Genomic DNA, 26691 nt, shown 5'->3' with positions numbered 1-26691 from the left:
TGCCCTGAGGCACGCGGCTGAGCCCTGGCCTGCGCGGTGAAGCGCGGTCCCTCTGCGGTTCGGCGTCCGCGCCACGCTTGAATGCCCCATATTGAAGGAGTCGGGCGGGGGGCCTCTGGTAAACTCGCCGCGCCTCTCCGGAGCGGAGGGGTCATCAGAAAGCCGGCCCCGCACGGTGCGGGGCCGTTTGCCCTCATGGCCAGGCAAAGGCGCGAAGGCGCCCGGGACGGCCTGGACCGTTAGGCGGGCTCGCGGACGACGGTGGCGCGCGTGAGTTCGTCGAACGTCCGGTGACCGCTCAGCGCGAGCGTGAGGTCCAGGTCGGCGAGCATGTTCGCCAGGACTTCCCGCACGCCCGCTTCCCCGGCAAGCGCCAGGCCCCACAGGTACGGCCGCCCCAGAAGGGTCGCCTGCGCCCCCAGCGCGCGCGCTTTGATGACGTCGGACGCGCGGCGCACGCCGCTGTCGAGCAACACCGGCACGCGGCCCTCGACGGCGTCCACTACGGCCGGCAGCGCGTCCAGGGACGCGACGGCCCCTTCGACCTGGCGACCACCGTGATTCGAGACGACCAGGCCGTCCATGCCGAAGTCCAGCGCGCGCCGGGCGTCGTCGGGGTGCAGGATGCCTTTGAGCAGGATCGGGAGTTTCGTCTGCGCGCGCAGCCACCGCAGGTCGTCCCAGTTGAGGGCGGGGTTCGTGAAAACGCGCAGGAAGTGCTCGATGGCGCCCTGCGGGTGGTCACGGGCGGGCGCGGCGAGTTCGGCGTTGAAGGCGGGGTCCGTGAGGTAGTTGGCGATGCCGACCCCCTGTATGAACGGGAGGTAGGCGTTCTCGATGTCGCGGGGCCGCCAGGCGAGCAGGAAGGTGTCAAGCGTGACCACGAGGGCGTGGCAGCCGGCCGCTTCGGCGCGGCGGATGATGCTGGCGTTGAACCCCTCGGATTTGCTCCAGTACAACTGGAACCAGCGGGGCGCGTCGCCCATCGCGGCGGCGAGGTGCTCGAGGGGTGCGCTGGACGCCGTGCTGAAGATCAGGGGCAGGCCGGCGCTGGCAGCGGCGCGCGCAACGCCGAGTTCGCCGTCAGGGTGGACGATGGACTGCACGCCGATGGGCGCGAGGAGCATGGGCGCGGGGTAATGATGGCCGAACAGGGTGATGCCGAGGTCGCGCTCCTCGACGTTGCGGAGCATGCGGGGCACGATGCGCCAGCGGCGGAAGGCGTCCAGGTTGGCCTGCATCGCCTGGGGCATGCCGTCCAGGTAGCCGCTCGCTTCGGCGGTCATGGCGGCGTGCGCGGCGCGTTCGAGGCGTTCCGGGTCGACGGGCAGGTGGGGGCGCTGCTGCTGCAGGCCCGCGAGGTACACCTGCGTCTGTCGGGTGAGCCCGATGGATGGGCGGCCTTCCGGTGGAGTGCGGGTCATGCCGTAATTGTGCCGGACACGCATGTGGATTCTGGCGGAAGGCACGGAAGACTCGGGCCGTTGGGGCTGCGGGATGCCCGGAACGGCCCCGACAGGGATCACTCGAAGAACTTCAGGCTCCAGCCGGTGTTCGACGCGCCGCCACGCGTGTAGGTCATGTTCCCCCACCACATGAAGCTGCCCGAGTACCAGAAGCGGTTCGCCCAGGTGTACGGCAGGCTTTTGCTGACGGCGTGGTACATGAGGGGGAATTTCTGCCCGCTGGGAGGGCTGGTGTTGATGTCGCCGTCCAGCAGCACGAAGCTGTGATGCCCGGGGCCGTTGACGGACAGGGTGGGGTCCCAGCCGCTCATCATCAGGTTGCTTTTCGAGCCGAACAGGCAGCCGTTGCTTTTGTACCAGTCCCATACGTACGTGGGGTCGCCGCCCGCGCGGAGGCGCAGGTCCGCGAGGCAGTAGTTGCTGTCCCAGCTGCCGTTCGCGGAGTACACGATGTGCAGTTGCCCGCTGGGGTCCTTGATGGCTTCGGGGCCCTCGTTCACGCGCGTGGGCGGGTTCGGGTCGGCCTGCTCCCACGACTCGCGCGGTTGGGAGATGACGTGCCGCGTTTCGCCGCTCGCGACGGTGGTGGGGCTGCTCATGCGGGACAGGAACAGCGTCTGCTCGCCGTTGCGGTCGCCCACCCACCCGGACCACACGAAGTACCGCTGGGCGTTGTAGGTGAAGAGCGTGCCGTCAATCGCCCACTTGTCGTCCGGGAGGTTGAGTTTCGCGGGGGCGGAGTACCCGCCGGTCGGACTGCTGGACTGCATGACGTACATGCGGTGGCTGTCGCCGGCGCCCATGGTGAAGTAGATGTAGTAGGTGCTGCCGTCGTGAATGAGTTCCGGCGCCCACACCTCGTTCGTGCTGGTGGGGTGCGCGTACACGGTGGTGGGGGTGGCGCTGGCGAGACCATCGACGCTGCTGGCGGCGCGGACCCGGATGGTCTGGTTGCCGTCGGACTGCACGCTGTAGTACGTGCCGCCAACGCGGATGACGCTCGGGTCGGCCTGCTTGAAGAGTTGCGTCTGGGCGTGGAAGGCGGGCGGGCCGGGCGTCGTGGCCGTCGTGGGGGGCGTGACGGTGTCCGTCCCGGTGGGTGCGCAGGCACCGAGCAGCAGAGCGAGGGTGGCAAGAAGGGGTGGCCGGGTGGGTGATGCAGGCATGCGGACCTCCGAGGGGCAGGCGAATGGCGCCGCGCGGCGTCATGCCGGACGGGGTTGGTCTTCTGAGCGGAATGGGATGTGTGGGGCGCGGCCGTTCAGCGCGCTCCTGAAGGGGGCGGGCGCGTGAACGCACGCCGGGTGTGCGGTCTCCTCTCGAAGTTTTTGAAGGAACGCGCCATTAATGACATGCGCGGTCCACGCCGTCAAGTCTCGCTTCAGGACTCAATTGAGACCAACTCAGAAACAAATAGGGGGCAATGGTTTTCGGAAATTTCGTTCTTTCGAGGGAAAATCAAACATTCATAGGGGCACGCAAGCCAGTGGACACCAGGGGTTACGGTTGAGGGTGATCGGAACAGATTGGCGCCTACGGTCGTAGCGCGGATATGCCCCACATCACTCCACTTGAGCTGCTCGTGCTTCTACTCTTGCGGGCCTTGCTGCTTGGGGGCATTTTCCTGGTGGTTCGGCTCATCAGTCGTGCCTGGCATTCGGGCCAGCCTGAGCGGATACGTACCCTTGAACAGGGTGTAGATAACCTGGAACACCGCCCTTGAAGGAAGCCGATTCTCCAGAGCCGGGTGCTGGCAGGAATCCTGGGGTTCAAGTCATCGGCGTGTCTGGTCAGCTTCAGTGGCGACGCCTGTAAGGCGGTGCGCTGAGTGCGCACCGCCGCCCGCCCTCCTGAAGTTTTGCAGGAGCGTCCATCTTGATCATTCACGCTCCGCCCTGCGGCGGAGCGTGAATGAGGTCACGGCGAACCGTCAGAGCTTCAGCGGATTTCGCTCGCGCTGTTTGAGAGGCAGCACCTGGTGGCCGTCAACACCCGACAACCAGAGCACGTCCCTTCGGGGTCCTGAAGAACCTCTGAGTGGTGTCGGTGGTGGTCGGAATGTGCAGTGGTTACTCGGTGGGTACGCCGTAGGTGTCGCACATCTGCTTCAGGCCCCCCTGGAAGCCCTGGCCGACGGCGCGGAATTTCCAGTCCTGCCCATACCGGTAGAGTTCCCCGAAGATCATGGCGGTCACGGTGCTGGCGTCCTCAGTGAGGTCATAGCGGGCGACTTCTCGGCCGGTCTCCTCGTTCGCGATGCGGATGAAGGCGCTGCCGATCATCCCGAAGTTCTGGTGACGAACCTGCGCCTCGTGAATCGTGACGGCAAAAACGATTCTCTGTACACGCGGGTCCAGGCGTGCGAGATCGACTTTGAGGGCTTCGTCATCACCGTCGCCCTGGCCGTCCCGGTTGTCGCCGGTGTGCTGAATTGAGCCGTTGGCCAGCTTGAGGTTGCCGTAGAACACAAAGGCGTTCAGGGCTTGGTTGGGGTCGAAGATTCGCCCGTCGCTGCCCAGCAGGAACGCGCTGGCGTCCAGGTCGAATTCATGACCGCTGCTGCTTCGAGGGTCCCACCCCAGGCCGACCAGTACCCGCCGCAGAGCGGGGTCTTCTTTGCCGAGGCTGATGGTGCCACCTTTGCTGAGGCTGATGATCTGGGTCATGGGTAATTCTCCTTCCGCAAGATGCTCAGGGGTGAATGAAGTGACGGCGCAGATCATGCCCTTTTCGGGAGACGTGCCCGATCATAAATACCGCGCCAGCACCGAAAACGTTCCCGCGTGCGACTCATGAACGCAGGGCAGCGGCATTCATGAGTCGCACGGCGAACAAGGCGCGGTGGTCCGGAGGCTGGACTGTGGCCGGAACGGTCTTTCCGGGTGCAGGCTGGCCCTGGGGAAGGTCAGTGCCGGTCGTCGTGCGCGTCAGCCGAACAGTTTCTTCCACCACGGCACGGCCCGCTCAGCCGTCTCCCTGTCAGGGGGCGTGGGGGCGCCCCTGACACCAGCGCGGGGCGGCAACGGACTGCCGGGCGCAGAACCTACGATGCCGGCAGCGCGCGCCGCCTCGAGCCACGCGTCAATTTCCTCGGACAGGAGCTCGAACAGCTGCTGGTCACCCATACGGGCAGGATCGGCGACGCTGAAGAAGTTGGCGTTGTCCACGGCGCGTCCACTCATGGTGTCGAGCTGCGTCAGGAACCGGAAGCCGGAGCCGCTCGCGCCGATGGCCATGAATTTCCAGAAGATCGGTTCGCGGCTCGCGTCCACCATCTCCCGTGTGGCGGCGTCGGCGTCGTGCGCGTCCCCGTCCGTGATGAACAACACCAGCGTCGGGTAGGCGGCGGTGCGCGCCTGCTGACGCACCGCCTGCATCGCCGGCGCGTACTGGGTGACCGGGTCGAACTCGAACCGCATGCGGCCCACGAAGCCGTTGACGTTGTCGAGCTGGACGGTGCCGCCGTCGCGTGCGCCACGCCCGAACAGGATCACCTCGACCTCGCCGTTGTCGTCCAGGCGGGCGGACAGGGCCAGAGACCGCTCCGCGAGACGCTGCACCGCGCCGGACGCGAACAGGCCGCGCATGCTGATGCTCACGTCCAGCACCAGCTTCACCTCGAAGGTCTCCACATCCAGCCCGCGCTTGTGCAGGCTGCTCTTGGCCAGCTGGATGAGCGGCACCACGTCCGGCGCGGCCCGTTCGGCCTTGGCCAGCAGGACCTTCTGCCGTTCAGCCTTCGCGAGGGTGATTGGCGCGGGCGGTCGTGGCGCCGGGGTGGCCGCGACCGTGGCGGGCGTGGGGGCGCCCCTGGGGGTGGAGACGCTGAGGTCCACGCCGGGCACGAGCGCCCCGAGTGACGCCGCGCTCTCCGCAGCCGCGTAGACTCGCCACAGCCCACTCCTGCGGTATACCAGCAGCACCCGCGCGGCACGCCCACTGAGCGCCCCGGCGCCGAGCTCGAAGGCCAGTTGCTCCGCACCGACCGCCAGCAGGCTTTCCACGCTGGCGCGCGCCAGGTCGCCGGTGGCGACCAGCACCACCGCGTCCACTTCCGCGCTGAGGGCGCCGAGGCGCAGGGTGTAGGCGTCGCCGGGGGCCCAGGTGAGCGCGCCCTCCAGGGCGCGCGGCACGGCGGCGTTCACGAACGCGCCCTGGAGGGCGCGGCCCTGCGCGTCCAGCGCGATCAGCGCCGTGTCTGCGCCGCTCACCCCAGCCGTCAGGTGAAGTTCGGCGCTGCCCAGCGGCTGGCGTTGGCCTTTGACGAGCATGAGCATGGCATGTCCTTTCGGAAGGCGCCCACCCGGCGAGATTGAGGGGCTGACGGTGAACCCTTCGGTCCTGAGGAACGCGTGGCCCTACTGCACGGGTCGGCGGACGTTCAGGCGCCCATGGACGCCGGTATGGTCGCAGTTCCGCTGGTCTGATGGCCCGGGACGCGGCGCGCCGCTCGCCCCCGCCGTCAGAGGTTGAAGTCGCTGCGGGGGGCGTTGAGGGTCCCGGCCACTTCCGTGATGGTTTCGCCGCGCACGCGGTCAAGGTACTGCTGCGCCCGGTCGACCTGACCGGCGAGCACCTGAACGTTCTGCTGCATCTGATCCAGGGCGGTGCGCTTGTACTCGCTGATGGCGTCCATGGCGCCGTAAACATTATCGAAGCTGCGCTTGAGCGCTTCGATGTCTACGGTGGTGTCCGCCGCCTGCTGGTACGTGCGCTGCGTCTGCAGCTGCAGCATCTTCGAGGTGTTCTCGATGATGGCGGACGTGCTGGCGTTCAGGGCGCTGATCTGGTCGAGCACCAGTTTCTGCTGACCCAGCGCCTGCGAAACCATCACGGCGGTGCGCAGCGCGCTGATGGTGGTGGTGGTCGCGCGGTCCACCCCTTTGATCAGCTCGAGGTTGTTCTTGCGCACCAGGTCGAGCGCCAGGTACCCCTGGACGCTCACGGCCAGTTGCGTCAGCAGGTCCTGCACCCGCTGACGCGCCGCGAACAGCATCTCCTCACGCACGACGCGCGCTTTTTCCGGGTCCTGCGCCTGCAGCTGCTCCACACGTGCGGCCAGGGCGCCGTCGAGTTGCTGACCGACGTAGATGTACCCCTTGAGCTTCTGCATGATGCCCCACAGGTTGGTCTTCTCCTGCTCAATGGCGGCATTGTCCTTCAGCAGCTCGTCCTTGTTGTCGTAGAGGCTGGTGACGATGGCGTTGAGGTGCTTCTGCGCGCTTTCGTACTTCAGGAAGTAGTCGCGCAGTCGGTTGCCGCCGGGGAACAACCCGAGGATCTTCCTGGGTTTGAACAGGTCACCTGCGCGGTTCGGGTCGAGGTCCTCGACGGTCTTGCGCAGGTCCACGAGGGTGGTGCTGACTTTGGTCTGGGGATTGTCCGCCCCCTGCGACAGGGCCTGCACCGGCTTCTCGAGCAGGCGGTTCGAGGAGCTGGCGGCGCGGCGGATCTCCTCACTGCCGAGGTCGTGGACGGCCTGGACCTTCTGCTTGAACGCGTCGCTGTGCACGTGTTCGCGCAGCACCACGTCCAGGAACGCCTGAATCTGCCCGTCGAGGGTACGTTGACGCTCGGGGTCGAGGTCGATCATCTGCGCACTCTGCGCCGGTTGAACCTGCTCAGGAGCCTGAATCTTTTCGAGTGGGGCCGGCGCTTCGAGTTTCGTCATGGTGGACCTCCGGGGGTTCAGGTGTCGAAGTCGGTGCTGGCCTGTTTGAATTTGGCCTGCAGGAAGTTGTGGTTGGCGAGCAGGTTCTGCGCTTCACTGGTGGTGGCTTCGTCCTGCAGTTGCTTGGCGGCGCGGCCAAGGGTGGACAGCTGCTCGACCAGAATGTCGTACGCGGTCTTACCCGGCGTCAGGTGCTTGGTTTTGGCGAGCGCGGGGGGAATGCGCAGGTAGTTTTCGAGCGCTTCGGGCAGGTACTCGGTGGCCATCTTGCGGGCGACATGCGCCTGCTCCGGCGTGAGGTTGTTCCCGGCCAGCAGTTTGTCCACCGCTTCCAGGCGCTTCATGATGATGTGGACGCGCTGGAGGATATTTTCCTCCAGCCGATCACGGTGACGGTGGATGATCTCGCCGGTTCGGGTGCTGAGCTGTTCAGGCACGGGCTGCGCGGGCGCGGCGCTGCGCTGGGGGCTCGCCGCGCCCAGCGCGGGGGTGGCGCGATCGCCCGCCTGGGTGGCCCCGAACAGCGCCGGAGGCTGCGCGCGCTCGAGCGCCTGCCGCGCCTGGGCGTGCACGAATGTCTGCCGGACGTACAGCACGCTGAACACCAGGGCCAGCACGGTCCACAGCAGGGTGGAGTGAACGGCCAGGGCGACGCCCAGTGCTGCGGCACTGGCCACGGCGGTTCCGGCGGTGGTGAGGATGGGTTTGTACATGGGGCGTCTCCACAGGCAGTCTAAACGTTCAGGGCAGAGGCCCGCGCCTCGTTTATGACTCCAGGCGTCCTCCGGGAGGCTGCGCGCGTCGCGTGACGTGCAATGATCCGCCCTTCCGAACAGCACGTAAGTGGTGTAGCGCCCGCTGATCTCACCTCGTCAACCCTGGACGGCACCCCGTGGTTCTTCAGGGCAACTGGCCGGAGGTCGCCACTGGTTCAGGCATGAGGATGTGTTGGGCTTTCTGCGCATGCGGTTGGAACCTGTGGGGCGGGCATGCCGCAGCCAGGGTTGAGGTGCCGTGGATCATCTCGAGGACGAACGACTCGCGCCGACGGTTGGCTTACCCCGACTCAAGTCCGGAGCTGCGGAGACGCCCGCACGCAGCCTCCGCGTCAGTGCCGGGGCGGACCCGGTCACGCGGTGAAGCTTCAACCCGGGTGGGAGTCCTCCGGGCCCATTGGAAAACCACCGGATGCGTCTTCTGAATCTGACAGCGCGTGCCGCGTCACGAATCAGGGCGCGCTCCTCTGCCAGCACTATTCTCCCAGTGGTGACAGGGGCTCCCCGCAGCAGGAGGGCCGATGACATGACGCGCATTGCTGAATGGGAGCAACCGATGGGTATGCCTCGTGTCCGGACCTGCAGGACTGATGCAGCACTCCGGCTGCGCTCGGGACCGTCGGCATCGGCGCAGGGCGGCGGGCCCGAACCGTTTACTTCTTGACGTTCAGGCCAACTTTGAGCGTGCTCCCTCCCATTCGGCAGTCTGGCCGGTCCGGACCCCTGCCTGACCTGATTGCCCCTCCGTGCTTCCCCGGGCCGCGCACGCATAGCCTTCCGGGACGTTACCCTGAGGGGCGTCCGGTCCGCTTCGACTGGCGGATTCCCCGAACGCCTGCGTTCCGGGTGTGCGTCCGCCAGCGGTTGCGGGGCAGACCGCTTCTCATGACGTACGCTGCGCCGCGGGCCGCTGACGTCCGCTCCCTCCGCGCCCCTTTCCACCCCCAGGATGATTCATGAAGCCCCAGCAGCCCCTCCCGGTTCTCTCGCTCGCCCCGGACGCCTTCGATCACTGGCGTGAGCCGTTCGTGCTCATTGACGAAAACTGGCACCTCCTGTTCGCCAATGATGCCGCCGTGCACCTAAGTGGCCTGCCCCGCGCTGCGCTTCTGGAGCGGCCTTTTCAGGAGGTGTTCGGCATCGCGCTCGGCAGTCCTCTGGATGAGGTCACGCGGCGGGTGATGCGGACGCGCGAGCCGGAGACGTTCGAGGCGTCCACGCCGGAGTCGGGCATCTGGGTGCAGGGGACGGTGTTCACGTTCGGGCGTGGCCTGGGCGTGCTGTATCAGGACGTGAGCGTCAAGAAGCGCGCGGAGGCGCGTCAGGCGACGCTGTACCGCGTGACGAGTGAGCTGAGCGGGGCGGTCACGCCGCAGCAGGTCGTGGACGTCATTCTGGAGCAGGCGCTGCCCGCCGCGGACGCGGACAGCGCCTCGGTCGGCGTGCTCGACGAGGCCGGCGAGCATCTGCAGCTGCTCGGCGCGTACAACTACGAGCGGACGGTGGAGGCATTTTTGCGGGCAGTGCCGCTGAGCATCGATATTCCCGCGACGTTCGTGACGAGGTCCGGCGAGCCCGTGTTCGCGGACGCGGACGTGTTGAGCAGGCGGTTCCGGGATTACCATCAGGTGCGGTCGAAGGGGACGACCAGCATGGCGGTGCTGCCGCTCACGGTGTCGGGGCGGACGTTCGGGTTTCTGGCGTTGATCTACCGTTCGCCCGAGCGGGTGTTCGACGATTCGGAACGGCAGTTCCTGACGGCGCTGGCCGGGCAGTGCGCGCAGGCCATCGACCGCGCACACCAGTACCGGCGCGCGCAGGAGGAGTTGCAGGCGCGGCAGGCGAGCGAGGGGGCGTTCGCGGCTGAGCGGGCGCGGCTTGAGGCGGTACTGGAGCACCTGCCGGTGGGGGTACTGCTGGGGGAGGTGCCGAGCGCGCGCATCACGCAGGGGAACGCGCGGGTGGAGGAGATTTTCGGGCACCCGGTGTATTACTCGCAGAACGTCGAGGAGTACGCCGCGTGGCGGGGGTTTCATCTGGATGGGCGGCCGGTGCAGCCGCACGAGTGGCCGCTGGCGCGCGTGGCGATGCACGGCGAGACCACGCGCGGGGAGGAGATGATCTACGTCCGCCCGGACGGCACGTCCCGCGTGATTGACGTGACGTCCGCGCCGGTGAGGGACGCGGACGGGAACGCCATCGCAGCGGTGGTCGTGGTGGATGACGTCACGGAACGCAAGCGGACGGAAGAGGCCGTGCGGGAGTTGAACAGCAGCCTGGAGACACTCGTGCAGGAACGCACGGCGGAACTCGCGGAGCGGACGCGGGCGCTGCAGGCGTTCGTGGAGTTCGCGGAGGCGGCCGGGACGGAATGGGACGTGCAGCGCCTCGCGAAGCACACCATGGGGGTGTTCCGGGCGTTCTTCAGTGAGTGCAGCGCCGCGTACTACGAGCAGACGGGGGTGTTCTGGCATGCGCGCGCGTGGACGGAGGACCTTGAGCCGGACGTGATCGCGAGCATCACGAGTGGAATTCCGGTGGACGCGCCGGCGTTCGAGGCGGCGGCGCGCACGCGGGCGCCGGTGTTCGTGGACGGCTGGGACCCTGACCGTGAGCAGGTCGCGGCCACCGAAGCGTACGGGACGGTGGCGTTATACCCGTTGCTGGTGCAGGGGGCGACGCACGCCATTCTGGCGGTGGGGCTGAAGGACGCGCAGCGCTGGCGGGAGCAGGACAAGGCGGTGGTGCGCGCGGCGGGCCGCAGCCTGAACCTGGCGTTGGAGCGTGCGGAGGTGGCGTCGAGGCTGGAGGCGCAGCGCACGGCCCTCGCGAACCGCACGCAGGCGCTGGAGGCGTTCGCGGAGCTCACGCGGGACCTGAGTGTGGAGGCCGAGCCGTACAGCCTGATTAGCCGCGCGCAGGAGATCGTGCTGTCCCTGCTGCCGGACGGGTACGCGCCGTACTACGAGCGGGACGGGGACGTGTGGCGCCTGATGTCGCAGGTGGGGGACCGGCGCAACCCGGACATGCAGCGCATCGTGGAGGCGGGCCTGCCGTACGCGTCGCAGTCGTTGCGCGTGCCGTACGAGACGGGTCGCGCGCACTACCAGGACGCGTACGATTACACCGAGGATCAGTTCCAGATTGACTGGGCGCAGGTGGGCGCGGTCGCGACGCTGCCGGTGATGGTGGGCGGTCACGTGCACGGAATTTTCGCGATTGGGCTGTTCGGGCAGCGGGGGTGGACGGACGCGGACCGCGCGCTGCTGGAGACCGTGGTGCGCAGCCTGGGGCTGGCGCTGGAAGCGGCGTCGTCCACGGCGGCGCTGCGGGAGCGCACGCGGGAGCTGGAGCGCAGCAACGCGGAGCTGGAGCGCTTCGCGTACGTGTCGTCACATGACCTGCAGGAGCCGCTGCGGACTGTCGCCAGTTACGCGGAGTTGCTGGCGCACCGGTATAGCGGGCAACTGGACGAACGCGCGGAGAAGTACCTGGGGTTCATCACGAGTGGGGCGTTGCGGATGCGGACGCTCATTCATGACCTGCTGCGGTACTCCCGGCTGTCCACGGCGCCCGCGGACGGGCAGCGGCGGGAGGTGGACGCAGACGCAGCGGTGGCGGACGCGCTCAGCAACCTGGCGGCGACCATCGCCGACACGGGCGCGCGCCTTGATGTGGGACCGCTGCCGCGCGTGCCGGTCGAGCGGGGTCGGTTGACGCAGGTGTTCCAGAACCTGATCGGGAACACCCTGAAGTTCCGCCGTGACGGCGTGACGCCCAGCGTGCGCGTCCGCGCGGAGCGCGAGGAGGCCGCGTGGCATTTCACGGTGCAGGACAACGGCATCGGCATTGAGGCGGCGTACCTCGACCGGATCTTCGAAATCTTCCAGCGGCTGCACACCCGGGAGCTGTACGAAGGAACGGGCATCGGCCTGGCGGTGTGCAAGAAGATCGTGGAGCAGGCGGGCGGGCGGATGTGGGTCGAGAGCACGCCCGGCGAGGGCAGCACCTTTCATTTCACGCTGCCGCACATGGAGAAGCGCGCCCGGGCGAGGTGAGGGCGCCGCTGGCATGGAGGCGTCAGGACGGCGACCGAAGCATTTTGTAAACCCTTCGATAGTGCAGCGGGGCGCGCCGTGACATCCTGAATGAACGGGTGATGAAGCTCGCCCCGCGCTCTGCCCCTCCTGAGGTTCCTATGACTGCCCTGACCGTTCGTGCCCTCGGCCACGCCGACGTCCTCCATGACGCCCAGCCCATCAAGTGGGGCGCCGAAAGCGCGCGCGACCTCGTGTTCTACCTGCTGTCCAGCCCGGACGGCCGCCACCGTGAGGAGATCATCGAGGCGCTGTGGCACGCCGACCCGGACGCGCGCACCGGCAACCGCTTCCGCGTGGCGCTTCACCGCGCCCGCACGGCGCTGGGCGGCACCGACACGATCGTGGAGGCGCACGGCCGTTACCGCCTCGCCGACGACGTCCTGCGGGCGAGCGACATCTACCGCATGTACGAAGCGCTGGAGGAAGCGGACCGCGCCGAGGGCGACGCGCGCGCGTTCGCCCTGAACCGCGCCATCGAGGCGTACGGCGGGGCGTTCCTGCCGCACGTTCAGGCCGAGTGGGCGCACGCCGCCCGCGAGGAGCACTGCGCCGCGTACGTCCGCGCGCGCCTGGAACGGTCGCTGCTGCACTGCGAGCACCTGCACTGCGACCTGGCCGTGCAGGACCTCACAGCCGCCCTGAAAACGGACCCGTTCATCGGCGAGAACCACCACCAGAAACTCATGACCTGCCTCACGGTCGTGGAGGACAAGTACGCCGCCACCGAACACTACCGGCGCTTCGCGAAGTTCCTGCACGACGACCTGGGCGACACGCCCATGCCGGAAACGCGCGCGCTCGCGGAGCGCGTGAAGACCGGCGAGCACATCTGCGTGCGCGGCGCGTCCGGCGCGCCGGCGCCGGCGCGCGCGCACCGCTGCCCGCTCACGCCGGACGGGCAGTGCCACGGCACGTACGCGCAGCTGCTGCAGCTCCTTTGAAGGGGCGCTCAGGGGCGCTGCTCGTAGAACGCTTCGAGGCGTCGTCGTGCCAGGTCCGGGCTGAGGGCCAGCCCGACGTTTCGCAGCCAGCGTGCCGGTCCGCCCGCCTGCCCGATCTCGCCGAGCTGACGGGACTCGGCCACGGCGGTGTTCGCGGCGCCTTCCCGCGCCGCCTGGTACTGCCGGAACGCGGTTTTGAAGTCGTCCTCCAGCGCGAGCAGGTCCGCCAGCGCGTCCGCGTCCTCCAGCGCCTGCGCGGCGCCCTGCCCGAGGTTCGGGCTGGTGGCGTGCGCGGCGTCGCCGAGCAGGGCCACGCGGCCCCGCCACCACGCCGGCATGGGCGACAGGTCCGCGAGGCTGACGTGCGTGAGGTGCGCCTCGTCCGTGGCGGCGATCAGTTCGGTCACCTGCAGCGGGAAGTCACGGTACGCGCGCAGCACTTCACTCTTGCGCAGGGCGCGCCCCCCGGCCGCGCCCTCGTGCAGCGGCGCGTGCCAGTACGTGACGCCGTCCCCCATGCGGAAGAACGTGAAGCGCCGGCCCACCCCCCAGAACTCCACGAAGGAGTCCCGCCAGTCATCGAACGGGTCCAGGCGGGTCATGCCGCGGTACGCGACCTGTCCGGTCGGCGCGAGGTGCGTTTCGGGGAACAGCAGCTGCCGCGCGCGGGAGTCGCGGCCGTCCGCGGCAATCAGCACGTCGGACTGCACTTCCCGGCCCGTGCTGAAGAAGGCGGAGACGCCGTCGAAGTGGTGCTCAAGCCGCGTGAGCGGGTGCCCCACCTGCACCGCGCCGTCGGGCAGGCTGGCGGCGAGCGCGCGGTGCAGGGCCGTGCGGGCAACGCTGTACAGTCCACGCCCGAATTGCGCCGCGACGGCGTCCTGGTCGCGTTTGTAGAGCAGGCGACCGTGGTGGTCGAGGATCTGCATGTCGCGCAGCGGCACGCCGTGCGTGTCCAGCACCGCCTGAATGCCGAGGCGTTCCAGCACGCGCGCGGAGTTCGGGGGGATCAGCAGGCCGCCACCCAGGGAGCGCAGGTGCGGCTGCGCCTCGTACACCTGCGCGTTCAGGCCGCGGCGGTGCAGTGCGCGCGCGAACGCGAGGCCGCCAATGCCTGCGCCGATGATTTGCACGTTCACGCGCGACCTCCGGTCAGGCAGGGCAGGATGGGCGTCGGGGTGTGGCGGGGGTGGGAGGGATGGGTCGAAGTCATCATGTCGTTCTCCTCGGGCCCACCGTCTCGTTGGCGCGTTACCACGGCATTACCGGTCAGGCGGGGGTGGGTTCCGCGTGACCGCGCGGCGCCAGGCGTTCGACCCGGCCGGGCGGCCTGCGCGCGTGACGGCCGCGAGGTGCACCGGGACGCCGCTGGTGCGTGCCAGCGTGGTCGCCAGGCGGCCGACCGCCTCGTCGGTCAGGCCGCCCTCCCCCGTGACGCCCAGCACGATCAGGTCCACCTGCTGCCCCTGCGCGTAGGCGGTGATGGCCTGCACGGCGTCGTGGTCATGCAGGGGCAGGATCACCTGCCGGGGTGGGCGGCGCGCTTCGCGGGCGAGCGCGCTCAGCTGCGCGCTCGCCCGTTCGTGCGCTGCGGGCGAGGGGTTTTCGAGGAGCCGCAGGAGCGTCGCCTGCCCTCCGAGGGCGCGCGTGAGCGTGAACGCGTACTGCGCGGCCTGCGCGCTGGTGAGCGCATCATCCACGGGAACAAGAATGTGCCGGAACATCACGTCTCCTTTTGAGAGCAGGGGGCTGAGGGTGACCTTGCGGCGGCACCGTGCCGGTCGCGCCCGCGGCGTTCCGGGCCTCCTGCAGCGCGGTGCGGCGCCGCTCGGGAAGGGGGAAGTGCACGGCGGGATCATGCGGGTCGCCTTGCAGGTAGAGCATTAAGGCCGGCTGTTACGACCCCATTACCGCGCGGGCACAAGGGGAGGCCGGCGCGGGGGCATGCAGTGCCTTCCGCCCGGTGAAGGTTCCGGGGACGACCTGCGTCCAGGCATAAGACACCCCCCTGCCGGGCATGCCCGGCAGGGGGGTCGCATGGTGTGCGGTGTTCGGCGCGGTTAGCGGCGGCCCCGGCGGGCGCGCTGCGGCCCGACGCGGCCGCCGCCGGTGCCGGTGCCGCTCGGGGTGCCCGGTCGCCCGGCGTCACGCGCGGTGTGGGCGCGGCCCGCATCGCGTCCGCCCTGGGCGGCGCGGCCACTGCCGCTCTGCGTGCTGCGGCCGCCGCGCTTCCCGTCGTTCTGGCCGGAGGGGCGGGCGTCGGCCGTACCGCCGGGCGCGTGCCCGCGCCCGGACCCGCGGCCCTGCTTCTCCTGGATGTCGCGGTCGATCAGGCGCTCTTCCGGCGTGAGGGGCGGGTGCAGGGCGGGCGGCAGGGCGCGGCGCACGGACTGCCACAGGCCGCGCTGCTCGGGGATGAGCAGCACGAGGTTCGTGCCGGGTCGGCCGGCGCGGGCCGTGCGGCCGGAGCGGTGCACGTGGTCCTCGGCGGTGGCGGCGACGTCCATGTGAATCACAAGGCGCACTTCCGGCAGGTCGATGCCGCGCCCGGCGATGTCGGTGGCGATGAGCACGCGGGACCGGCCTTCGCGGAGCGCGTCCATGGTGCGCTCGCGTTTCTTCTGGTCCATGTTCCCTTCGAGGGGGCTGACGAGTTCGTCGGGCAGCAGGCGGCCGAGCTGTTCGGCGCGGCGCTTCACGAGGTATTTCGTGCGGCTGAAGATCACGACGCACCCGCCGGGTTCGCGCAGGGCCGCGCGGGCCTTGGCGGCGGCGATGTGCATGACTTCCTCGCGGGTGGTGTTCATGAGGAGGTGCGTGGCGCCGGTCGCGCCGCTCAGCACGTCCGCGTCGGCGGCGTTGCGTTCGGGCGTGGCGCTGCTGGGGGCGACGTCGATGCGTTCCGGGTCGCGCATGAACTGCTCGGCGACCTTGCGGATCGCGGCGGGGAACGTCGCGGACGCCATGGCGATCTGCGGGTGGCGGGCGCCCACCTGCGCCTGCGCGGCGCCGAGGATGTCGCTCACGTCGCGGAGGAACCCGAGGGACAGCAGTTCGTCGGCCTCGTCGAGGACGATGTAGCGAATGTCGGCGAGGTTCAGTTCGCGGCGGAGGATCAGGTCGCGGAGGCGGCCGGGCGTGCCGGTGATGACGCCCTTGCCGCTCGCTTCACTGCGGGTCTGGCCGGGCGTGATGCCGCCGGTGATGCGTCCGGCGCTCATGCCGAGTTCGCGGGCGACGTCGCGGATCTGCACGGCGAGTTCACGGGTGGGCGTGATGATCAGCACTTCGGGACGCATGCCGGTCACGGCGCGCACGCCGAGGCCGCGCGCGGCCGCAGGAATCAGGAACGCGAGGGTCTTGCCACTGCCGGTGCGCGCCGTCGTGATAACGTCGCGGCCCGCGAGGAGCGCGGGGATCGCGCCGGCCTGCACGGGCGTGGGGGTGCGGTCGCCGAGCAGCGTCTGCCACGTGTCGGGCGTGGCCGTGATCATTGGGGTGGGCGCCGGGGCGGCGGACGTGTTCGCGTTCGTGCGGGCGGGGCCGCGGCTGCCGCGGCGGGCGTTGTGGGAGGTTTCAGCCGTGTTGCGGGGCGCCCGCGGGGCGCGTTTGGGGTCGGTCATGGGGTCCTGTCTGCTGCGGCACGTGGCGGCAGCGGCCGGCGCGTCACCTGCCGGCGGGGGTGGAAGGTCAGCCCCGTGGGGCTGCGGGCAGGCCGGTCCCGGTGGCGCGAGGCGAGGGCCTGCGGGGTCGGGGAAGCGCATCGGCGCTGCTTCGTGGGGGGTGGCGCGGGCGCTGTCGTCCGGCGGGATTCGTGCTTCGCCTGTTGCGCGCACGTGAATCTGCCCTCAGTGTAGCGGAAGTGTCGTCCCGCGCGTCGTGACGTGCGCCCCGGTGGGTGCGCGCGCCGCTGCTAGACTGTGGACCTTTCGGGGCGTGGCGCGCCGCCAGGAGGGTCATGAGCACACTCGTCATCGTGGAGTCGCCGAGCAAGGCCAAGAAAATCCAGGCGTACCTCGGGGCGGGTTACACCGTCCGCGCGAGCCTCGGGCACATCCGGGACCTGCCGGCCAGCAAGGCGGACATTCCCGCGCGGTACGCGGCTGAGCCGTGGGCGCGGCTTGGCATTCACGTGCAGGACAGCTTCCGGCCGTTGTACGTCATCAGCCGTGGGAAGGCGAAGGTCGTGCGGGAACTGCGCGAGCTCGCGCGCGGCGCGAACCGGGTACTACTCGCCACCGACCCGGACCGCGAAGGCGAGGCCATCGCGTGGCACCTGATGGTCGCCCTTGGTCTGAAAGGCAGCGTGGAGCGGATGACGTTCCACGAAATCACCCGTGAGGCGATTCAGGCGGCGGCGCGCGCCACCCGGCCGCTCGATTACGCGCTGGTGGGCGCGCAGGAGGCGCGGCGCACCCTGGACCGCCTCGTCGGGTACGGCGTGAGCCCGACGCTGTGGACGGCGGTCGGGCCGAAACTGTCGGCGGGGCGCGTGCAGTCCGCGGCGCTCGCGGCGCTGGCCGCGCGGGAGCACGCGCGCATGGCGTTCGTGCCCGCCGACTACTGGCGCGTCACCGCCCGCGTCGGGGCGGGGCGGCCCTTCACGGCCGTGGTGCTGAGCGTGAACGGGCAGCGGCTCGCCACGCCGAAGGACTTCGACGCGGGCACCGGGCAGCTCGCTGCGGACGCCCTGCTGATGACGCCCGAACAGGCCGATCGCCTCGTGGCGTTCCTGCGCGCGCGTGACGCCACCGTGACCGGCGTGGAACGCGCCCCGTACACGTCCCGGCCGCCCGCGCCGTTCACGACGTCCACGTTGCAGCAGGAGGCCAGCAAGGCCCTGAAGTTCAGCCCGAAACACAGCATGGACGTCGCGCAGCGCCTTTATGAGAACGGGTTCATCACGTACATGCGCACGGACAGCCCAGCCCTGAGTGACGAGGCGCTGCAGGCCGCGCGCGAGGCCGCCACGGCGTTGTTCAGTGAGGGCAGCGTGCCCGCGCGGCCGCGCACGTACGCGGCGCGCGGCGCGAACGCGCAGGAGGCGCACGAGGCGATCCGCCCGGCCGGGCGAAGTTTCCGCGCGCCGGACGACACGCCCCTCACCGGCGATGAACGCGCGCTGTACGACCTGATCTACCGCCGCACCGTCGCGTCGCAGATGACGGACCTCACGGGCACGCGCACGGTCATGCACCTGAAGGTCGGCGCGGTGGCGCTCGGCGCGACCGGCCGGGTCGTGCACGACCCGGGCTTCACGCGCCTGTACCAGGACGCGAGCGAAGGGGACGGTGACGAGACGCAGGCCCTGCCAGACGCGGAGGTCGGCGCGGTCCTGCCGGTCCGGGACGCCGCCGCCGAGGAACGCAAGACGCCCGCGCCGGGCCGGTTCACGGAGGCGTCGCTGGTGCGCGCGCTGGAGCGGGCGGGCGTGGGCCGCCCGAGCACGTACGCGTCCATTCTGAGCACCCTCGACGCGCGCGGGTACACGCGCGTCGTGCGGCGGCAGCTGACGGTCACGTGGGTGGGGCTGCTGGTGAGCGCGTACCTCGCGGGGTCGTTTGCGGACCTGGTGGACGCGGGCTTCACGGCGAGCATGGAGGCGGACCTGGACCGCATCGCCGGTGGAGCCCTCACGCGCGAGGCGTACCTCACGCGCTTCTGGTCAGAGGGCCTGGCGGGCACCATCGGGCGGGCGGGGCGGGCCGCGCCGGTCCTGACGGTGCCGCGCGTGCCCGGCGCGACCGTGACCGTGCAGGACGGCACGCCCCTCCTGCGTCTGCATGGGCGCAGCGCACCCCTCCCGGCGGACCTCGTCCCGGATGACCTGACGCCCGACGTGGCCGAGCAGGTGCTGAACGGAGAGCGGAAGGCCGCGCAGCGCGCGTCGGGCGGGAAACGGGCCCGTTCCGGCGGCGCGCGCACCTCCCGCGCCCGGTCGTCCCGCAAGGCCGCGCGGCCGAAATAAGCAGGCCCGACCTGAGGTCGGGCCCGCCGGGACGAACCGGGGTCAGTCGTCGCTGCCGTTCGCGTGGCTCTGGTTCAGGACGAGGTAGTCCACGACCGCGTTGCGGTCTTTGCCGGGACCGTCGTACGCGTCGTTCAGGAACGAGAGGGTCACGGTCTGCCCGGCGTGCAGCGTGGCCCGCCCGAACGTGCGCCGGTCGTAGGTGGCGTTGTCCAGCGTGGCCGTACCGACGCGCACGCCGTCGTCGGTGGTGAGTTCCACGATGGGCGCGCCTTGGTACGCTTCGCCGCGACCGACGATGGACACGGTGTACGCGCGGGTCTTGAGGTTCTTGGGCAGCACGAACCGTACGGCGTCACGCGTGCCGAGCAGGATGACGGCCTGACCGTCCGTGGCGTCCGGGTCGTTGATGACCCACCCGCCGGTGTTGGGCGTGGCGACGGCCTGCGGTTTCAGGGTCGGGACGATGCCCGCCTGGGTCGCTTCGAGCTGGACGGCGCCCTCGGCGGGAAGGTCGGCGGTGGGGCTGCACGCCATGAGCGTGAAGCCGAGAAGCGTAGCGGCGAACAGTTGAGGGGCGAGACGCGAGCGGTTGCGGTTCATGCGTGTTCCTCCTGGCGACATGCGGGGATGAGCGGCGCGCACTGCGTGCCACACGTGTTCAAGGGGGTCCCCGTTCCTGCAGTATGAACGCGGCATGAGGTGTTAGCGAGCGCTGACTCATGCGCAGCCGTCGCTCACCCACGCGCGGCCCCGGCCGGCAGCCTCCGATCGAGCCCTCAGGGCAGCGGAGCGGGAGCACGCCGATTGGGCATGCCCCGCTCCGCCGCGCGTTCAGATCAGTGGGACGGCGAGCCGGATTCCGGGCGCGGTTCGCCGCGCGTCCTCCACAGCGAGAACAGCACCCCAGCGGCCAGCAGCCCGAGCGTGATGCTCAAGGACACCACCGGCGGCATCTTCCCGAAGAAGTGCGTGTAGAACACCTTCCCGCCGATGAACACCAGCACGAGCGACAGGGCGTACTTCAGGTACGTGAAGCGGTGCAGGAGCGCGCCGAGCGCGAAGAACAGCGCGCGCAGACCCAGAATCGCGAAGATGTTGCTGGTGTACACGATGAACGGCTCCTGCGTGATGGCGAAGATCGCGGGAATGGAGTCCACGGCGAACACGAGGTCCGCGAGTTCCACGAGGATGAGCGCGAGGAACAGCGGGGTGGCGTACCGCTGGAGCTGGCCGCCGCGCGCCGCGTCCGCCTTCGTCACGAAGAAGCGCTGGCCGTGCAGTTCGTCGGTGACGCGCAGGCGCCGGCGCAGGAACTTCAGGACCTTGTTCTCGGAAACGTCCGCTTCGTGGTCGCCGGCGAACAGCATGCGCACGCCCGTGACCACGAGGAAGGCCCCGAACAGGAGCATCACCCAGTCGAACTGCGTGACGATGGCGGCGCCGAGGGCGATCATGATGCCGCGCAGCACGATAACGCCGAGAATGCCCCAGAACAGCACGCGGTGCTGCGCGGCGCGGGGAATGGCGAGGGTCGTGAAGATCAGCGAGATGACGAAGATGTTGTCGAGTGCGAGGGACTTCTCAATGGCGAAGCCCGTGAAGAACGCCATGCCGGCGGTGCCGCCCAGCGTCGCCCACACCCACGCGCCGTACGCGCAGGCCACGAGGATGTAGAAGCCGGACATGAGCAGGCTCTCGCGCACGCCGATCTCGCGGGTCTTGCGGTGCAGGACGCCCAGGTCGAACGCGAGCAGGACGACGACGAGCGTCAGGAAGCCGAGCCAGACGCCGACGCTCTGTCCCAGCCACGGCGCGCTGAGGAAGTTGAGGGCGTCCATGTCAGGCCCCCGGGTGGGCGTGCGCGGCGGGCAGCGACGACAAGCGGGCGAGAAGCCAAACGGTCAGTTCCATGAAGAACCTCCAGTTTGGGTCTCGCCCGTTCCTGCACGCACCGGGCGCCATTTCGGCCACCGTACTGACGACGCGTGCACCTCGTGACCGAGGCGGCTACTCCCCCAAGGGTTGTGTCCTCACCGTACGGGCGGACGCAGCGAGGCGTCTGCAGCGCACTTCACAATCCCGGTGGGAACCCGGGATCATCCGGGTGCAGGAACGCGAGGATGAGCTGCGTGACGCGCAGCGGGTCGTCGTGTTGCACCCAGTGCGTGGCGTGCGGCAGCCGCGCGACCCGCAGGTCCGGCACCCACTCCCCGAGGTCCTCAGTGAGTTGCGGCACGAGCGCCACGTCCTGCTCGCCCCAGATCAGCAGCGTCGGCGCCTCAATGACGGCCGCGCGCGACTCGGACGGGTGCCGCAGCAGCGCGCGGTAGTAGTTGATGGTGGCGCTGAGCGCGCCCGGCTGCGCGAACGCCTCACGGTACGCCCGGAGGTCCTCGTCGGTGAACGCGCCCGGCGTGGCGGTCCGGCGGAACAGGCGCGGCAACGCGAAGCGGAGCGTCTGCTCCGGCAGCCACGGCAGCTGGAAGTACGCGACGTACGCGCTGCGCCGGCGCTGCTCCGGGCGGCGCTTCAGTTCACGGCGGTACGCGCGCGGGTGCGGGGCGTTCAGCACGACGAGCCGTTCGGTCAGCTCCGGGCGGCGCATGGCAAACGCCCAGGCGATCACGCCGCCCCAGTCGTGTCCGACCATGACCGCGCGCGACGCGCCCTCATGCTGGATCAGGGCGGCCACATCGGCGACGAGTTCGCTCAGGCGGTACGCGCGCACGCCGGGCGGCTTCTCGGACGCGTTGTACCCTCGCAGGTCCGGCGCGACCACGCGGTACCCGGCGCGCGCAAGTGGCGCCAGTTGATGCCGCCACGCGTACCAGAACTCCGGGAAGCCGTGCAGCAACACGATCAGGGGCGCGCCGGGCGTACCCGCGGACACGTAATGCAGGCGAACGCCGTTCAGGATCGCGTGATGATGGTCGGGCGTCATGCGCTCAGCGTGGCATGCACGCGCCGATGCCGGTCTTGAGACGGCCTTGAGCGATGTTCGCGCGTCCGCGAGGCTGGGCGCGGCTCCCCAGCGGTGCGGGTCCGCGCGCTCAGGTGCGGCTCAGGAGGGCACCTCGCCCTGTTCCACCTCCAGGGCATCCATGGCCTCCACCAGCCGCGCGCCCTCCTCGATGTCGGCGGTGTTGCCGCTGAGGATCCCTTCGATGAGGGCGTCCGTTCGGCGGCGCAGGGCGGTGTGTATCTTGTCCTGATGAGCGTTTTGCTCGACGGGCGTGCCGTCTTTGGTGGCGGTTTCGCCAGCCTGAGCGTGCTCCGTGGCGACGGCCAGCGTGATGAGGTCCTTGATGGCCTGCTCGTCACTTTCGCGGATCGCAACTTCGAGGCGGTTCATACCCCGAGCATAGGCACTGCCCGGCGTGGCCGTGGGCATTCTGAATGTTGCCCCAAGGGTCCAAAACTGCAGAACCTGCCTGGCGCCTGCGCACCTTGTTCGGCCCCGCCAGGGAATGCAGGACGGTCAGGCCGCTGAAAGTCCACGCCGCTCCCCGCATGAGCGGACGAGGCTTCCAGTTCAGGGCATCCCTGCCCGGTTGGGCGCTGGTGGGCCCAGGCGGGGGCCTCTGCCATTTGACCTGTTGAGCCTCACGCAACGTGAGGGCTTACCTTGCAGGACAGGAGGTGACCGACCATGCCGTGGACCGTGGGCGACGCTGCCCGGATCGCCCGGGTGAGTGTCCGCACCCTGCACCACTACGACGAGATCGGGCTGCTGCGCCCATCAGGGCGCACCGCAGCCAACTACCGCCTGTACACCGCGAGTGACCTGGAACGGCTGCATCAGATTCTGCTGTTCCGCGAGTTGGGCTTCGCCCTGCCGGACATTCGCCGGCTCATGCTCGACCCGGACTTTGACCGCGCGGAAGCGTTGCGTGCGCAGCGCGCGTTGCTGGTCGAGCGCGCCCGGCGCACCAGCATGATGCTGAGCGCCCTTGACGCGGCCCTGGCCGCGACCGTTGGAGGAACGACCATGACGCAAGACGAGTTCAAGACCCTGTTCGAGGGCTTCGACCCCGCGCAGTACGAGGATGAAGTGAAGGAGCGCTGGGGGGACACCGACGCCTACCGCCAGTCAAGTGAACGGACGCGGCGGTACACCCGCGACGACTGGGCGCGCCTGAAAGGCGAGATGGAGGCCATCACGGCGCGGTACGTGGCGCTGATGGAGGCGGGAGTGGCGCCTGAAGCGCCGGAGGCGGTGGCGGTCGCGGCTGAGCATCACGCGCATCTGGAGCGGTGGTTTTACGACTGCCCGCCGGAGATGTTCTCAAATCTCGGGTGGATGTGGGTCGGCGATGAGCGCTTCACGCGAAACATCGACAGGGCGCGCGCCGGGCTTGCGGCGTATCAGTGCGCGGCGGTGCAGGCGTGGGTGGCGCGTCAGTAAGTGGGTGCGGAGCGTGGAGGCAGGCCCCGGAAAACCGGGGCCTGTGGTTTGCCGGGCGGGTTCAGCCGAGCGCGAGGGACAGGTCGAGGTTCACGGTCGTGATGGCCTGCAGGATGCGGCCTTGTGGGTCGAGATGCGTGAGGGTCTCGTGGAGGTGAGGGTGGGCGCTGGGCTGGCCGCGGTCCGTGAGCGCCTGGAGGTGGACGGCGATCAGGACAGTGAGCAGGTGAGCCTGGGTGGCGGTGAGGGAGTGGGTGTCGAGGGCGGCCAGGAGGTCGGGGGTGGCTTCTGCGGTGGTCAGCAGGAATGTTCGGATGGTTTCCGCATGGTGCGCTTCCAGCGCGATGGTGTGATTCCTATCACAGGTCATACCATGAGCGTACGCTGAGATAGTGCAGCAAACAATCTGCAGAAACACACCCGCACACCGCAGGCCACCCCACAGTTCGCTCACTCTCCCCCAGGCACGTCAACGCCCGGTCAATACGGAGGGGGCGCCCCTGCGCCCCCTCCCCTGCCACCGATCAGGAGCTTGAACGTGGCTCCCCCGTCGCTCGCTGCGTCAACGCCAGACGCATCGTCCTCGCCGCCGTCTCCAGCAGCGCCCGGTCACTCGCACTCCACCCGGACAGGCGACTGCCCGCCGTCCGCATCGTCACCAGCAGCAGCCTCGCCGAACCGGCCTCACCCACCGGCACCCAGGCGGCCGCCATCAGCCCCTCCTGAATCATCTCCGGCATCGCCTGCGGATGCAGCGCGTAATCATCCACGTAGTACGCCCGCTGCACCGACTGCAGATGCCGCGTCACCCCCCCGGGCGTCTCCTCGAGCCGCTCGATGCGGGCCAGCAGCGCCGGATTCAGGTCCGGGCGGTGATACGCCGTCACCGCCCGCACGACCTGCCCCTCGAACACAGCCAGGCCCGTCCAGTCCGCCTGAATGGCCTGGCCAACCAACCCCGCGGCGGCGCGCGTGGCCTCCTCGGCCGTGAGGGGCGTATCGAGCAGCGTCGCAACGGCCTCCAGCGTCTGCGCGTGCGACACCGTACGGCGCAACTCCCGCACGACCTGCGCCTGAGCGCCCACCTGCCGCTGCAGTTCCGCATTGCGCACCCGTAGCTCCAGTTCGTCCTGCACAATGGCCGCCAGGTCCTGCAGCGCCTGCACCTCCTGAGCGCCGAATTCACGCGGGCGGACATCAAGCACGCACAGCGTACCGATGCGGTGCCCTGCCGGCGTCGTGAGCGGCGCGCCCGCGTACAGGTGGATGCGCGGGTCGCCGTTCATCAGGGGGTTGTCGCTGAAGCGCGGGTCAGCGCCTGCGTCGAGCACGACGGTCGGCTCATCACTGAGGATCGTCCAGGCGCAGGGCGACAGCGCGCGCGGGGCGGCGCTCGCGTCGACGCCGTAGCAGGATTTGCTCCACTGGCGATCCTGATCAATGAAGTTGATCAGCGCGACCGGCACGTTAAAGAGCTGCGCGGCGAGCGTGGTGATGCGGTCAAAGGAACCCTCGGGCGCCGAGTCCAGAACGTCATACCGGGCCAGATCGAGCAGGCGCGCGTACTCGTCTTGGGGAAAAGGCGCAGCGATCATGGCGTCAGTTTAATGACCCTTCATGAATGAAGCCGTGACGGACCTCGCGCTTGAACACGGTTCATGGCGATAACCACACACATGAAGGATTCATGATGAAGTCACTGAACTCGTGAGGTGTCAGGCCTCAGTTGAGAATCTAAGGTGCCTGGCAGCCGAATGTTGAAAAGGACACGGGTGCCTTTTTCGGCATCCTCCAGAACAGCCCAACTCCAGAAGACGCCTGAACTTTCGCTCTTCCTGTACCTGGTCATGTTCGGGCAACGATCCTAGCAACCCCTGCACAGGCCCCCGGCACTGCGTTCTGGCCCATGGTTAACGGTTCACCAGCGGACGCGGAGCCAAAGTGAAAATTTGCTGCCTCTCCTCATGAGGGCCAACCTGACGGGCGCAAGAAGGAAATCACCTCCTGGAAGTGGTCAAACCATCACGCGCGAGCCCCTCTGGCCGCCCGTCCATCCAGCACCGCTCATTCTGAACCCAGTGCCTTCATGCTTGCCAAAAAACGCTCCCGGCAAGCAGGGCTTTGCGGTAGGGTGAACCTGCCAGGATGGGAGGGAAGTCCGCTCGCTGCGTCACTGCAGGACGGCTCTCTGGTCGCGTCCGGCATCCATCGAAAGGAGTTTCCGATGCGTAATAGCTTCCGTTTCGCTCCTCTGCTCGGCGTGACCCTTCTGCTCGCGGCGTGCACGCAGCCCACCACCGCACTCCCCGTCGCGGAAACCACCACGGACACCCCCGCAAGTAGCCCCACGCCCACCGCCGGGCGGGTGCTGACGGTGGGGGTCGGCAAGACGTACTCGACGATCCGCGCGGCGGTCGCCGCTGCGCAGGACGGCGACACCGTGCGCGTGGACCCCGGCACCTACACCAACGACTTCTTCGAGGTGAACCGGCGCATCACCATCGAGAGCGCCAGCGGCCTCGCCCGCCTCGTCGCCACCGTCGCACCTACCAACGGCAAGGGCATCATCACCACGAACACGGACGTGACCCTGCGCGGCCTGGAACTGACCGGCGCGAAGGTCGCCGACCGCAACGGTGCAGGGGTGCGCTACCAGGGCGGCAACCTCGTCATCGAGGACAGCTACATTCACGACAACGAAAACGGCCTGCTCGCCAACAGCGTGCCGCTCGGCACCATCCGCATCACCCGCACCGAATTCGCGCACAACGGCATCGGCGGCACCGGGCAGACCCACAACCTGTACGTGGGCGACCTCGCGCAGCTGACCTTCGACCGCAGCTACTCGCACGACGCCGTGGTGGGCCACGAGTTCAAGAGCCGCGCGCGCAACACCACCATCACCGCCAGCCGCCTGTTCGATCTTCAGGGCAACGCGAGCTACAGCGTGGACATCCCCAACGGCGGCAACCTCACCATCACCGGCAGCGTGATCGAGCAGGGCGCCAACAGTCAGAACTCCGCCATCTTCACGTATGGCACGGAGGGGCTGGCGCGTGAGGGCCGCACGGTGAACATCTCCGGGAACACCATCGTCAACCGCCGCTCGAGTGTGGTGGGGATCCTGAACCCGAGCAAAGTGCCGATGACCATCACCAACAACACCCTCTACGGCCTGACCGTGGCGCAGCTCCTGAACGGCACCACCGGCACCACCTCCGGCAACACCGTCACCACCACCGCCCCCACCCTCGACACCTCTCACCCGTACACCCGCTGACCCGCCTTCCAGAGCGGTGAAATGAACCGTCGGGGTGGCTTTCTCAGAGGGCCACCCCAGCGCTTGATGGGCTGATTCAGT

Annotated in this window: 20 protein-coding genes; 5 read left to right on the top strand and 15 right to left on the bottom strand. The window is 69.0% G+C overall.

Going from position 1 to position 26691, the window contains the following annotated elements; translation table 11 throughout:
• Positions 1-239 precede the first annotated feature (239 nt).
• The 6 genes from DEIMA_RS02095 to DEIMA_RS16685 form a co-directional block, all read right to left on the bottom strand.
• Entirely contained in the window at positions 240-1424 is a 1185-nt protein-coding gene (locus DEIMA_RS02095; protein ID WP_043816379.1) for an alpha-hydroxy-acid oxidizing protein, read from the bottom strand.
• A 98-nt stretch (positions 1425-1522) separates the two neighbouring features.
• On the bottom strand, positions 1523-2632 hold the full coding sequence (locus DEIMA_RS02090; RefSeq protein WP_013555580.1) for a glycoside hydrolase family 43 protein: 1110 nt from the start codon (positions 2630-2632) through the stop codon (positions 1523-1525).
• 903 nt (positions 2633-3535) lie between these two features.
• Positions 3536-4132, bottom strand: a complete 597-nt coding sequence (locus DEIMA_RS02085; protein ID WP_013555579.1) for a TerD family protein — start codon at positions 4130-4132, stop codon at positions 3536-3538.
• 261 nt (positions 4133-4393) lie between these two features.
• Entirely contained in the window at positions 4394-5743 is a 1350-nt protein-coding gene (locus tag DEIMA_RS02080) for a vWA domain-containing protein (RefSeq protein ID WP_013555578.1), read from the bottom strand.
• Between the two features lie 185 nt (positions 5744-5928).
• The gene (locus tag DEIMA_RS02075; RefSeq protein WP_013555577.1) at positions 5929-7137 is read right to left on the bottom strand and encodes a toxic anion resistance protein; all 1209 of its coding nucleotides are present in this window, start codon (positions 7135-7137) and stop codon (positions 5929-5931) included.
• 17 nt (positions 7138-7154) lie between these two features.
• Positions 7155-7850: a hypothetical protein gene (locus DEIMA_RS16685; RefSeq protein WP_013555576.1), complete on the bottom strand. Its 696-nt coding sequence runs from the start codon at positions 7848-7850 to the stop codon at positions 7155-7157.
• 1019 nt (positions 7851-8869) lie between these two features.
• Between DEIMA_RS16685 and DEIMA_RS18815 the strand changes: the two genes are divergently transcribed.
• Complete coding sequence (locus DEIMA_RS18815) at positions 8870-11971, top strand: GAF domain-containing protein (RefSeq protein ID WP_013555575.1); 3102 nt, start codon at positions 8870-8872, stop codon at positions 11969-11971.
• 140 nt (positions 11972-12111) lie between these two features.
• Positions 12112-12954 carry an AfsR/SARP family transcriptional regulator gene (locus DEIMA_RS02060; protein WP_013555574.1) on the top strand — a complete coding sequence of 281 codons (843 nt, stop codon included), beginning with the start codon at positions 12112-12114 and terminating at the stop codon, positions 12952-12954.
• Positions 12955-12962: 8 nt separating this feature from the next.
• Here DEIMA_RS02060 and DEIMA_RS02055 read toward each other — a convergent pair whose 3' ends face one another.
• The 3 genes from DEIMA_RS02055 to DEIMA_RS02045 form a co-directional block, all read right to left on the bottom strand.
• Complete coding sequence (locus tag DEIMA_RS02055; RefSeq protein WP_013555573.1) at positions 12963-14093, bottom strand: FAD-dependent monooxygenase; 1131 nt, start codon at positions 14091-14093, stop codon at positions 12963-12965.
• 123 nt (positions 14094-14216) lie between these two features.
• The gene (locus DEIMA_RS02050) at positions 14217-14678 is read right to left on the bottom strand and encodes a universal stress protein (protein ID WP_013555572.1); all 462 of its coding nucleotides are present in this window, start codon (positions 14676-14678) and stop codon (positions 14217-14219) included.
• Positions 14679-15014: 336 nt separating this feature from the next.
• The gene (locus DEIMA_RS02045; RefSeq protein WP_013555571.1) at positions 15015-16577 is read right to left on the bottom strand and encodes a DEAD/DEAH box helicase; all 1563 of its coding nucleotides are present in this window, start codon (positions 16575-16577) and stop codon (positions 15015-15017) included.
• 335 nt (positions 16578-16912) lie between these two features.
• Between DEIMA_RS02045 and topA the strand changes: the two genes are divergently transcribed.
• Entirely contained in the window at positions 16913-18922 is a 2010-nt protein-coding gene (gene topA / locus DEIMA_RS02040; protein WP_013555570.1) for a type I DNA topoisomerase, read from the top strand.
• A gap of 42 nt (positions 18923-18964) precedes the next feature.
• Here topA and DEIMA_RS02035 read toward each other — a convergent pair whose 3' ends face one another.
• From DEIMA_RS02035 to DEIMA_RS02020, 4 genes are all read right to left on the bottom strand, one after another.
• On the bottom strand, positions 18965-19525 hold the full coding sequence (locus DEIMA_RS02035) for a carbohydrate-binding domain-containing protein (RefSeq protein ID WP_013555569.1): 561 nt from the start codon (positions 19523-19525) through the stop codon (positions 18965-18967).
• A 236-nt stretch (positions 19526-19761) separates the two neighbouring features.
• A complete protein-coding gene (locus tag DEIMA_RS02030) occupies positions 19762-20763 on the bottom strand; it encodes a TerC family protein (protein WP_013555568.1) in 1002 nt (333 codons plus the stop codon).
• 233 nt (positions 20764-20996) lie between these two features.
• Entirely contained in the window at positions 20997-21866 is an 870-nt protein-coding gene (locus DEIMA_RS02025; RefSeq protein ID WP_013555567.1) for an alpha/beta fold hydrolase, read from the bottom strand.
• 120 nt (positions 21867-21986) lie between these two features.
• A complete protein-coding gene (locus tag DEIMA_RS02020; RefSeq protein WP_013555566.1) occupies positions 21987-22277 on the bottom strand; it encodes a hypothetical protein in 291 nt (96 codons plus the stop codon).
• A gap of 297 nt (positions 22278-22574) precedes the next feature.
• On the opposite strand from DEIMA_RS02020, the gene DEIMA_RS02015 reads away from it, so the two are divergent.
• Positions 22575-23330 carry a MerR family transcriptional regulator gene (locus tag DEIMA_RS02015; RefSeq protein WP_013555565.1) on the top strand — a complete coding sequence of 252 codons (756 nt, stop codon included), beginning with the start codon at positions 22575-22577 and terminating at the stop codon, positions 23328-23330.
• 61 nt (positions 23331-23391) lie between these two features.
• Here DEIMA_RS02015 and DEIMA_RS02010 read toward each other — a convergent pair whose 3' ends face one another.
• Positions 23392-23700: a hypothetical protein gene (locus DEIMA_RS02010; RefSeq protein WP_013555564.1), complete on the bottom strand. Its 309-nt coding sequence runs from the start codon at positions 23698-23700 to the stop codon at positions 23392-23394.
• 154 nt (positions 23701-23854) lie between these two features.
• Positions 23855-24925 (bottom strand): GAF domain-containing protein, encoded by a 1071-nt coding sequence (locus DEIMA_RS02005; RefSeq protein WP_013555563.1) that lies wholly within the window; start codon positions 24923-24925, stop codon positions 23855-23857.
• Between the two features lie 629 nt (positions 24926-25554).
• Between DEIMA_RS02005 and DEIMA_RS02000 the strand changes: the two genes are divergently transcribed.
• Positions 25555-26610 carry a hypothetical protein gene (locus DEIMA_RS02000; protein ID WP_013555562.1) on the top strand — a complete coding sequence of 352 codons (1056 nt, stop codon included), beginning with the start codon at positions 25555-25557 and terminating at the stop codon, positions 26608-26610.
• The last annotated feature ends 81 nt before the right edge of the window (positions 26611-26691 follow it).

The sequence above is a fragment of the Deinococcus maricopensis DSM 21211 genome (assembly GCF_000186385.1).
Lineage (GTDB): Bacteria > Deinococcota > Deinococci > Deinococcales > Deinococcaceae > Deinococcus_B > Deinococcus_B maricopensis.
Note: the sequence above shows the minus strand (reverse complement) of the source record. Positions and strands in the feature narration are given on the sequence as shown.

What these genes read in the sequence shown, in the direction of transcription:
- DEIMA_RS02050 (WP_013555572.1), bottom strand. Translation starts at nt 14,678, where the DNA reads ATGTTCCGGCACATTCTTGTTCCCGTGGATGATGCGCTCACCAGCGCG.
- DEIMA_RS02075 (WP_013555577.1), bottom strand. Translation starts at nt 7,137, where the DNA reads ATGACGAAACTCGAAGCGCCGGCCCCACTCGAAAAGATTCAGGCTCCT.
- DEIMA_RS02080 (WP_013555578.1), bottom strand. Translation starts at nt 5,743, where the DNA reads ATGCTCATGCTCGTCAAAGGCCAACGCCAGCCGCTGGGCAGCGCCGAA.
- DEIMA_RS18815 (WP_013555575.1), top strand. Translation starts at nt 8,870, where the DNA reads ATGAAGCCCCAGCAGCCCCTCCCGGTTCTCTCGCTCGCCCCGGACGCC.
- DEIMA_RS02060 (WP_013555574.1), top strand. Translation starts at nt 12,112, where the DNA reads ATGACTGCCCTGACCGTTCGTGCCCTCGGCCACGCCGACGTCCTCCAT.
- DEIMA_RS02005 (WP_013555563.1), bottom strand. Translation starts at nt 24,925, where the DNA reads ATGATCGCTGCGCCTTTTCCCCAAGACGAGTACGCGCGCCTGCTCGAT.
- DEIMA_RS02045 (WP_013555571.1), bottom strand. Translation starts at nt 16,577, where the DNA reads ATGACCGACCCCAAACGCGCCCCGCGGGCGCCCCGCAACACGGCTGAA.
- DEIMA_RS02015 (WP_013555565.1), top strand. Translation starts at nt 22,575, where the DNA reads ATGCCGTGGACCGTGGGCGACGCTGCCCGGATCGCCCGGGTGAGTGTC.
- DEIMA_RS02090 (WP_013555580.1), bottom strand. Translation starts at nt 2,632, where the DNA reads ATGCCTGCATCACCCACCCGGCCACCCCTTCTTGCCACCCTCGCTCTG.
- DEIMA_RS02025 (WP_013555567.1), bottom strand. Translation starts at nt 21,866, where the DNA reads ATGACGCCCGACCATCATCACGCGATCCTGAACGGCGTTCGCCTGCAT.
- DEIMA_RS02020 (WP_013555566.1), bottom strand. Translation starts at nt 22,277, where the DNA reads ATGAACCGCCTCGAAGTTGCGATCCGCGAAAGTGACGAGCAGGCCATC.
- DEIMA_RS02085 (WP_013555579.1), bottom strand. Translation starts at nt 4,132, where the DNA reads ATGACCCAGATCATCAGCCTCAGCAAAGGTGGCACCATCAGCCTCGGC.
- DEIMA_RS02035 (WP_013555569.1), bottom strand. Translation starts at nt 19,525, where the DNA reads ATGAACCGCAACCGCTCGCGTCTCGCCCCTCAACTGTTCGCCGCTACG.
- DEIMA_RS02030 (WP_013555568.1), bottom strand. Translation starts at nt 20,763, where the DNA reads ATGGACGCCCTCAACTTCCTCAGCGCGCCGTGGCTGGGACAGAGCGTC.
- DEIMA_RS02010 (WP_013555564.1), bottom strand. Translation starts at nt 23,700, where the DNA reads ATGACCTGTGATAGGAATCACACCATCGCGCTGGAAGCGCACCATGCG.
- DEIMA_RS02000 (WP_013555562.1), top strand. Translation starts at nt 25,555, where the DNA reads ATGCGTAATAGCTTCCGTTTCGCTCCTCTGCTCGGCGTGACCCTTCTG.
- topA (WP_013555570.1), top strand. Translation starts at nt 16,913, where the DNA reads ATGAGCACACTCGTCATCGTGGAGTCGCCGAGCAAGGCCAAGAAAATC.
- DEIMA_RS16685 (WP_013555576.1), bottom strand. Translation starts at nt 7,850, where the DNA reads ATGTACAAACCCATCCTCACCACCGCCGGAACCGCCGTGGCCAGTGCC.
- DEIMA_RS02095 (WP_043816379.1), bottom strand. Translation starts at nt 1,424, where the DNA reads ATGACCCGCACTCCACCGGAAGGCCGCCCATCCATCGGGCTCACCCGA.